Origin of the sequence: Sphaerisporangium sp. NPDC088356, from assembly GCF_040685555.1 — a bacterium.
GTDB lineage: Bacteria > Actinomycetota > Actinomycetes > Streptosporangiales > Streptosporangiaceae > Sphaerisporangium.
The window spans coordinates 1-8215 of the sequence record NZ_JBFBIK010000194.1 but is presented as its reverse complement, the minus strand read 5'-3'; the positions used below and the strand labels follow the sequence as shown (position 1 = coordinate 8215).

At 68.7% G+C, this 8215-nt stretch carries 6 protein-coding genes and 1 pseudogene; 3 read left to right on the top strand and 4 right to left on the bottom strand.

Annotated elements, in window-relative coordinates:
- Positions 1–223 (top strand): hypothetical protein (locus AB0O34_RS35335; RefSeq protein WP_363923104.1); only part of this gene is annotated, 223 nt, incomplete at its 5' end.
- Between the two features lie 81 nt (positions 224–304).
- Here AB0O34_RS35335 and AB0O34_RS35330 read toward each other — a convergent pair.
- The gene (locus tag AB0O34_RS35330) at positions 305–1027 is read right to left on the bottom strand and encodes a VOC family protein (RefSeq protein WP_363923102.1); all 723 of its coding nucleotides are present in this window, start codon (positions 1025–1027) and stop codon (positions 305–307) included.
- 480 nt (positions 1028–1507) lie between these two features.
- Here AB0O34_RS35330 and AB0O34_RS35325 point away from each other — a divergent pair.
- Positions 1508–2326, top strand: a pseudogene (locus AB0O34_RS35325) (sugar nucleotide-binding protein).
- Positions 2327–2602: 276 nt separating this feature from the next.
- Here the strand turns inward: AB0O34_RS35325 and AB0O34_RS35320 are convergent.
- Positions 2603–4291: a PQQ-dependent sugar dehydrogenase gene (locus tag AB0O34_RS35320; RefSeq protein WP_363923100.1), complete on the bottom strand. Its 1689-nt coding sequence runs from the start codon at positions 4289–4291 to the stop codon at positions 2603–2605.
- 335 nt (positions 4292–4626) lie between these two features.
- The gene (locus AB0O34_RS35315) at positions 4627–6450 is read right to left on the bottom strand and encodes an ABC transporter ATP-binding protein (protein WP_363923098.1); all 1824 of its coding nucleotides are present in this window, start codon (positions 6448–6450) and stop codon (positions 4627–4629) included.
- 449 nt (positions 6451–6899) lie between these two features.
- Here AB0O34_RS35315 and AB0O34_RS35310 point away from each other — a divergent pair, with 449 nt between their 5' ends.
- Entirely contained in the window at positions 6900–7361 is a 462-nt protein-coding gene (locus AB0O34_RS35310) for a hypothetical protein (protein ID WP_363923096.1), read from the top strand.
- A gap of 233 nt (positions 7362–7594) precedes the next feature.
- Here AB0O34_RS35310 and AB0O34_RS35305 read toward each other — a convergent pair whose 3' ends face one another.
- On the bottom strand, positions 7595–8173 hold the full coding sequence (locus AB0O34_RS35305; protein ID WP_363923094.1) for a helix-turn-helix domain-containing protein: 579 nt from the start codon (positions 8171–8173) through the stop codon (positions 7595–7597).
- Positions 8174–8215 lie beyond the last annotated feature (42 nt).

Genomic DNA, 8215 nt, shown 5'->3' with positions numbered 1-8215 from the left:
GAACACCTGCTTCTCCAGGTCGTCCTGCACCTGGTGGAGCCAGTCCATCGCCCGGCGTGAGACATGGGACGCACGAGCCCTTTCGCTGCAAAGCAGGGCGAGACAGGCGATCAAGACAGTAACGATGATCCTCGCCGACCAGGCCACCATGACGGGGCAGGATGGCCAGGTGACCAATGAGCAGCCGGGGCGGCCCAAGCGAACAACAACTCATGAAACATGATCGCCGCAGGTGGGCTGCCGAGTGACCGCGTGTTTCATAGGCGAACAACTGTGAAACGCAGCCCACCCGACAACAGCCCCGCTATCGGGGCCTCTGTACGGAGAACTCGTTGCCGTCAGGGTCGAGCATCAGCGCCCGGCCGCGGTGGCCCTCGCCGGTCTCGGTGCGCGTCGCGCCGAGCGAGATCAGGCGGTCTACCTCCGGGTCCCAGTCGGCGTCGGCGTGGAGCGCCAGCTCGAGGTACAGCCTGTTCGTGCCCGTTTTCGGTGCCACCGGAGGACCACCCCACGTGATCTTCGTACCGCCGTTCGGCGATTGGATCGCGGTCTCCTCATCCTGGTCCCAGACCAGCGGCCACCGCAGCGCCTCGCTCCAGAAGTAACCGACCTTCTGCGTACCGTCGCAGGCCAGCGCTCCGATGAAGCCGGTGTCGGCGAGGAACTTGTTGCCCGCCTCGATGACGCAGAACTCGTTGCCGTCTGGATCGGCGAGCACCACATGCCCCTCTTCCGGGAGTTGGCCCACGTCGATGTGTTTCCCGCCGAACTCCAGCGCCCTGGCCACCGTCTGCTGCTGATCCTCCGGGGAGGTGCTCGTCAGGTCGAAGTGCGCCCGGTTCTGACCGATCTTCGGCTCCTGGCTCGGCAGGAAACGGATGCGAAACCCGGCGGTATCAGGGGACAGGATCGCGATGTCGTCGTCGGGACCGTCGGCCAACTCCCAGCCCAGGACCCCGGACCAGAACCGCGCCAGGCCCGACGGCCGGGTCGCATTGAAGCAGATCGCGAACAGGTGACTGGTCATACCCGTGCATCTCCGATCCACTGACGGTCGAAATTGGCGTGCCCGCGAGCGCAGCCTAGGGGTGGCCGTGCGGCACCCGCATCCGAGTTTCCGTCGCGGGGGAGCCCGGTCCCCTACAAGATGACGATCGTGCGGAACGGCACCGTCGTCCACGGCACCTGCTGAGCCGGCCCGTCACGCCGGGGCGGTAGCCGGTTCGCCCTCGGGGTGCGCGGTGATCTACCGGCGAGGAGCTGTCCGTACGGCTGCCGCCGTCAACTCAGGATCGCCACGCAGAGCATCCGGCAGATCACCGAGGCCATCATCGGCTACGCAACCAGGACCGATTGGGCGTCGCGGCGGCCGCAGCTCGCCAGCGCGCGACTTGGCGGCCTGACCTGCCCGCTGCTGCACCGCCGGACCCGTAAAAGTGAGGCGACAGACGGGGACGCGATCCACAGCCCTTTCCCTGCGGGAATCTTCAAGCTACGGTGGCCGGCCATGAAAACCCTCATCGTCGGTGGTAGCGGCCTGCTCGGCAGTGAACTGGTGCGGCAGTCCGTGTCAGCCGGGTATGAGGTGACCGCGACCTACCTGACCCGCCCAGGGGAAGTGCCTGGGGTCGACTGGTTGCCACTCGATGTTCGTCGCCGTGAGGATGCCGTCCGCCTGATCGGCACACTCCAACCCGACCTGATCGTCAACGCTGCCTACCGGAACAAGGATTGAACGACGACAGCGGATGGCGCTGCACATGTCGCCATCTCCTCGTCCATGGCCGGTGGCCGCTTGGTCCATGTGTCCAGCGATGCTGTTTTCTCCGGTATGGCGATCCACTATGACGAGAAGTGTGTCCCGGACCCCGTGAGCCCATATGGTGCGGCGAAGGCGGCGGCCGAGGTGGCGGTGAAGGCTGTGGCGCCAGGCGCGGTGATCACTCGCACATCATCGATCATCGGTGACGGTCGCTCTCCGCACGAGGATCTCGTGCATTCCCTGGCCACCGGCCATGGGCCTGAAGTGCTGTTCACCGACGATGTGCGCTGCCCCGTGCACGTCAGCGATCTCGCCGCGGCGCTTCTGGAGCTCGGGGGCTCGGAGCACCACGGGATTCACCACGTCGCCGGAGCCGATGCGGTCAGCCGATACGAGCTCGGCCAGCTCATCGCCCACCGTGATGGCCTGGACGTAAGTCGTCTGCCTTCCGGCCGCCGCGCTGACACCGATCTCCCTGGACCACTCGATGTGCGGCTGAACTGCGCCGTAACACAGCGACTCCTTGGGACGAGGCTGCGTGGCGCACGGGAGTTCCTTACGTGACGACTGACCATCCAGGCCCCTCTGGGAGTGTGATCGCCGCCCGGTTCAACCGGCTGCTGGTGTTCAGCTCGAGTGCGGACACCGCGGGAGTCGCGGATCACGCACCGACACCCGCCAGCCGTCCTGATGAAGGTCCCGGGTGATCCGCGGGGAGCCGTAGGTGCCCGCAGAGGCGGCGAAGCGGGCGGCGATCACCTCCCCAACCCTTCCTAGGTCAGGTCCCCGCGGCCCGCCGCTGCCGGGTGGCGCGCCGATTCTCTCAGGCGTGGCTGGGACTCAGGGGCTTGTGCACCGGTAGCCGGACGGCGTCTGGGTGTCGCCGTTCGGACGGCTCCCCTGGAAGCCGAAGGTGGTGCTCTGGCCGGGGCCGAGCGCGCCGTTGTGCCCGGCGCTCCTCGCCGTGACGGTCTGCCCGCTGACGGTCAGCGTGGCGTTCCACGAGCCGGTGATGGCGTGGCCGCTCGGCAGCGTGAAGGTCACCGTCCAGCCGTTGATCGCCGACGTGCCGGTGTTGGTGACCGTGACCGGCTGGATCACATACCCGTTCCCCCACTGCGACTGGACGGTCGCCGTCACCGAGCATCCGCCGGTGCCCCCGCCGCCGGGCGTGGTGGTGACGGTCGCCGGGTTCGACACCGGCGAGAGGTTGCCCGCCGCGTCGCGGGCCCGGACCTGGTAACGGTACGTGGTGTTCGCGGTGAGCCCGGTGTCGGCGAACGAGGTGGTGGCCGAGGTCCCCACCTGCGTGAAGGTGCCGCCGGACGCGCCCGGCGCCCGCAGGACGTCGTAGCCGGTCACGCCCACGTTGTCGGTGGAGGCGGTCCAGGTCAGGGTGGTGCCGGTGGAGGTCGTCCCCGACGCGGCGAGGCCGCTCGGCGCGGTCGGCGGGGTGGTGTCGCCCCCGGTGGTGGCCGGCGGGACGCGGACGATGCGGTCGTCCTGCGCCACCGGGGTGCCGCGGCCGTCCCTGTTGCTGGTCGTCACCCAGAGCCAGCCGTCCGGCCCGACCGCGACCGTGCGGAGCCGCCCGTAGGCGGACTGGAACTCGGCCAGCGGGGTGCCGGGCGTGCCGGCGCCGGTCAGCGGCACCGTCCAGAGCCGCTGGCCGCGCAGCGCGGCGACGAAGAGCGTGTTGTTGGCCCAGGCCAGCCCGCTCGGCGACGCCTCGGCGGTCGTCCACGTGACGATCGGGTTGCGGAAGGAGGGGTTGGTGCATGTGCCCTCGCATGTCGGCCAGCCGTAGTTGGAACCCGCGACGATCTGGTTGATTTCGTCCCAGGTGTTCTGCCCGAGCTCGGCGGCGTACATCCTGCCCTGGGGATCCCAGGTCAGGCCCTGGACGTTGCGGTGGCCGTAGGTCCATACGCGGGAGCCCGCGATCGGATTGTCCGCGGGCACACCGCCGGTGGGCGTCATACGCAGGATCTTCCCGGCGGGGCTGTTGACGTTTTGAGCGTTGGCGGAGTTGCCGGCGTCGCCGGTCGCCAGGTAGAGCATGCCGTCCGGCCCGAAGGCGATGCGGCCGCCGTCGTGGAAGGTGTTGCTCGGGACCCCGGAGAAGAGCACCGTCTGCGTCTGAGGCGCGGTCAGTTGCAGCCTGACCAGGCGGTTGTCCCCGGCGGTGCTCGTGAAGTAGGCGTACACCCAGCCGTCCTGGGCGTAGTTGGGCGACACGGCGATCCCGAGCAGGCCGCTCTCACCCGAGGCGCTCACCCCACTGACGGTGGCGACCGCCGTGGGCGTCTGGCCAGGCCGCACCTGCAGGATGCGTCCGGTGTTGCGTTCGGATACCAGCGCGCTGCCGTCCGGCAGGAACGCCAGGCCCCAGGGCACCTGAAGGCCCGTGACGGAGACCTGCGCTCGGGAGAAGTCGAAGCCGCCCACCACTTGGGCGCGTGCCTCTGGAGCTGTGACGACCAGCGCGAGCAGAGCCAGAATCAGGGCAGGGACGACGCGGGCGCGCATGATGCACTCCTTGACCGGGTCACTGTGCGGATGTCGGCACCGTAGGCACGCGGGCCCCGGGACCTCAAACACCGCGATCGGTTCGCCCCGGCAATCTGGGAGGACGATGCCGCGCCGCTGAAACTTTCATGTAAGAGCCGAAAGTTGCGGCTCGGCGGCGGCTTCGAGCATCCACAAGATCGAACGAATCGGACGGGCTGCGACAGTCGGTCGGGATTGCGAGCCGTGAGCGCGTCTCGCTGCTCCTGTGTCGGCAAAGGGGGTCCGTGTCACCGTCGTACAGATCATGGTGTCCATGAGATCGCCTGGGCGGTGACTGGGACACCTGTTGTGGGTCAGCGGTGGACGGCGTCTGAGGTGTCCTGCTCGACCAGGAAGCCGCCGGATTGGTGGTGCCACAGCCGGGAGTACTGCCCCTGGGCCTGGAGGAGTTCGCGGTGACTGCCCTGTTCCACGATGCGGCCCTGGTCGACTACGACCAAGCGGTCCATGCGGACGACGGTGCTCAGCCGGTGCGCGACCACAAGGGCGGTACGGTCACGCATCAGGCCCCACAGGGCTTCCTGGACGAGGATCTCGCTTTCGGAGTCCAGCGCGCTCGTGGCCTCGTCCAGCAACAGGATCGGCGCGTCGCGCAGGATGGCGCGGGCGAGGGCCACACGCTGCCGCTGGCCGCCGGAGAGTTTGACACCGCGCTCCCCGACCAGCGTGTCGAAGCCGTTCGGCAGAGCCTCGGCGAACTCCGTGACGTGCGCCGCCCGCGCGGCCTGGTGGACCTCGGCGTCGGTGGCGCCCGGCCGGGCGAAGGCGATGTTGTCGCGCAACGACCGGTGGAACAGGGCGGGCTCCTGGGGCACGTACGCGATCATGCTGCGCAGGTCGGCTTGGTGGAGCCGGGTGATGTCCTGGCCGCCGATCAGGATCTGGCCGTCGTTGATGTCCATGAGGCGGAGCAGCAGCCGGGTGAGGGTGGTCTTGCCACCGCCGGACCGGCCGACCAGGCCGATCTTGGTGCCGGTGGGGATGTACAGGTCCAGGCCGTCGAACAGGAGCGGACTGCCGGTGTGCGCGAACGTCACCCGCTCGAAGCGGACGCCGGCGTCGGCCGGGCGCAGCGGTTGCGGGTTGTCCGGGTCGACCACGCCCGGCGGTGTGAGGAGAAGCTCGGTGAACTGGGCGGCCTCGGTGAGCACGCTCTCCATGCGACGGTAGATCTGGTTGAACTCGAACATGATGTTGATCGCGTTCGCGTAGTAGGTGAACGTCACCACGATGGCCTCGACGCCTAGGCCACCGCGGAGGGCGACGGCGAGAAGCAGGCCGATGGTGCTGGTGAGGACCGACAGCGGTGCGACGACGGTGTCCACCCGGAGGTTGCCGTAGTCCCAGGAACGGAGCGTCAGCCTGCGCTGCTCGGCGAGCCGGGCTCGGTGCTCCAGGGCCTCGCGGTCCTCGGCGGCGAACGCGCGGACCGTGTCCATGTTGCCCAGCACGTCGGCGACGTGCCCGGACACCCGGACCTTGGCGGCCTCACGCTGGTCCACCAGCCTCTGGCGACGGCGGATGAGCGGGGCGACGAGGAATCCGGTCACGATGATGAGGCCCACGAGGACGACGACCAGTAGCGGGTGATACCGCCACAGCACCACCGAGGCGAACGCCAGCGGCACCACCTTGGCGATGATCGAAAAAGTGAGCGTGTCCGTGAAACCCTCGAACCCGCCGGAGAAACTCAGCACCCGTTTGGTCAGCGAGCCGGCGAAGTTGTCGTGGAAGAACGCGGCGTCCTTGGCCAGTAACTTTTCCATGCCCATCACACCGAGCCGTTCGATGCCCCGGGCCTCCGTACGGAACAGGAAGTGCAGACCCACCCGCCACAGCGCCTCGCCCGCGATCAGGAACGCACCGAAGCTGAGCACGTACGGCATGAGCACGGCGATGGTGCTGTGCCCGCCATCGGACAGACGCCCCACGATCCCGCCTACCGCGAGCGGCGCCAGATAGAACAGGCATATGTTTCCCAACGCCGGCAGGGTCAGCGCGGGCGCGGCGACTCGCCACTGGCTCAGCAGCTCCCCGTTGTAATACCGCAGCGCCAGCAGAACGGCCGATCTTCGGGTGGACGGTTTGTTTCCGGGGGAATCAAGTAATCCCAGCACGGCCATCCACCCCTCTGAATACCCACGGCTATGGCCATGTTGGCGCAGGGTGGGCGTCAGGGGCGAGCGATTTTCGCCGGCCCGGCCACCGGGGCTCCTCCGCGTTGATCCCGGTGACGATCGCAGCCCGGCATGCGGGCTCTTCGACTTGGAGGGGGATGGTCACCCTCATGCCGCTGGGTTGATCGTGTCGCGGCGTCCACCTGTTCGTGATCGGCCGTGTCGCGGCCGTGTGCCGCGACGACCGCGGGGATGGCCATTACCGGGTGGCCTTACCGGGACGTTCACGATCACTCCGGAGGAGTCGCGAACCATCCGGAATCGGCCCGCTGTGCCTGCGGCGATCATGCCATCCCCTTGACCTGCTTCCGGCCAGAACCGTGATCAACGGCTGGGTAGCGTGACAGTGGTCACACTATGTGACTGCACTTGGACAGGAGGATACAAGCATGATTCGCCGACTACTTCTGGTCAGTTCTGCCTGTGCCGCTCTCGCCGTCGTGGCACCGGCCGCCGCTTCGGCGGGCGCGTCCGCTCCGCACCACCCAGTCAAAGTCGCGCAGGCCGACCAGGGTGGCGACTGGGGTCGCCCCGGAGGCGGCGGACCCAGGGGCGGCCCCTGGGGCGGCCCCTGGGGCGGCGGATTCGGCCGTCCCTGGGGCGGTGGGTTCGGCCGTCCCTGGGGCGGCTACCTGGGCCGTCCCTGGGGCGGCGGCTACTGGGGAGGCGGCTACTGGGGCGGCTACGTAGGCGGTCCCTACGTGCCCGCCGGTTACCTGCCCACGGGCTATCTGCCCACCGGTTACCTGCCCACCGGTTACCTGCCCACCACCGTAGTCGTCGCCGGCGGCCTCGGCGTCGGCTGCGGAGCCGGCTACGGAGCCACCTACCTCGCGTCCCCCTGCGGCTGATCAAGCACCAGTCGTGGGGCGATCAGGTCCTGCGACGCGCCTGCCGGCAGGGAAGCCGTGACCAGCTACACGCGTCAGGTTAGGTCGTGCCGGCGCGCTCGAAGCCGGCTTCGGAGGTCTCGGGCCGATTCACAGGTCTCGCTTGTCAGCATTGATTTGCTGACAAGCGAGGCTGGCGCGGGGGGTGTCGCGCCTCAGGCCTCACCGTGGCACGGGCGGGTGGGGTCGTCCGGTCAGCCCAGCGATGCGCTCGCCGCACGCAGCTCGTCCAGGGCCGCCAGGATGTACCCGGTGAGATCGTCCTTGGCGCCACGGTCGCCCTCGGACCATTGGGCGAACCCCCGTTTGAAGGCGAGGACACCCAGCTCGCCCGCGAGAGCCGCGGTCGGATCGGGTACGCCGCGGGCAACCAGAGCGGTTGTCATCGCGGCCGCGAGGCTGACGCTCTTGAGGGCGTCACGCTCCTGCAGCTCGGCGCTGGCGGCGACGGCCGCCTTCAGGCGAGGGGCGAGCTCCCGATTCATGGGACCCATCGCGCTCGAGGCGCGCTCGATACCGGCAGCGACCGCCTCGAGCGGGCCGGCGTTACCGGGCGCCTCGGCGATCCCCTCGGCCAGCAGCCGACTCAGCGTCTCCTGCCCGGCCACCAGCAGCTCGCGCTTATCGGGGAAGTGCCGGAAGAAAGTGCTTTTGGTGACCCCGGCGCGCTCGGCGATCTGCGCGACCGTCGTGGCGTCGTATCCCTGCTCGGTGAACAGGTCGACGGCAGCCACGACGAGGCGTTCGCGCGCCCCTGGTTCCCATCGACCCATGGGTCCATCATACGCACGATGGGACTCTTGTCCCGTCACCCT

Excerpts from the sequence above, each read along its gene's own strand:
- AB0O34_RS35310 (WP_363923096.1), top strand. The coding sequence starts at position 6,900 with ATGATTCGCCGACTACTTCTGGTCAGTTCTGCCTGTGCCGCTCTCGCC.
- AB0O34_RS35320 (WP_363923100.1), bottom strand. The coding sequence starts at position 4,291 with ATGCGCGCCCGCGTCGTCCCTGCCCTGATTCTGGCTCTGCTCGCGCTG.
- AB0O34_RS35330 (WP_363923102.1), bottom strand. The coding sequence starts at position 1,027 with ATGACCAGTCACCTGTTCGCGATCTGCTTCAATGCGACCCGGCCGTCG.
- AB0O34_RS35305 (WP_363923094.1), bottom strand. The coding sequence starts at position 8,173 with ATGGGTCGATGGGAACCAGGGGCGCGCGAACGCCTCGTCGTGGCTGCC.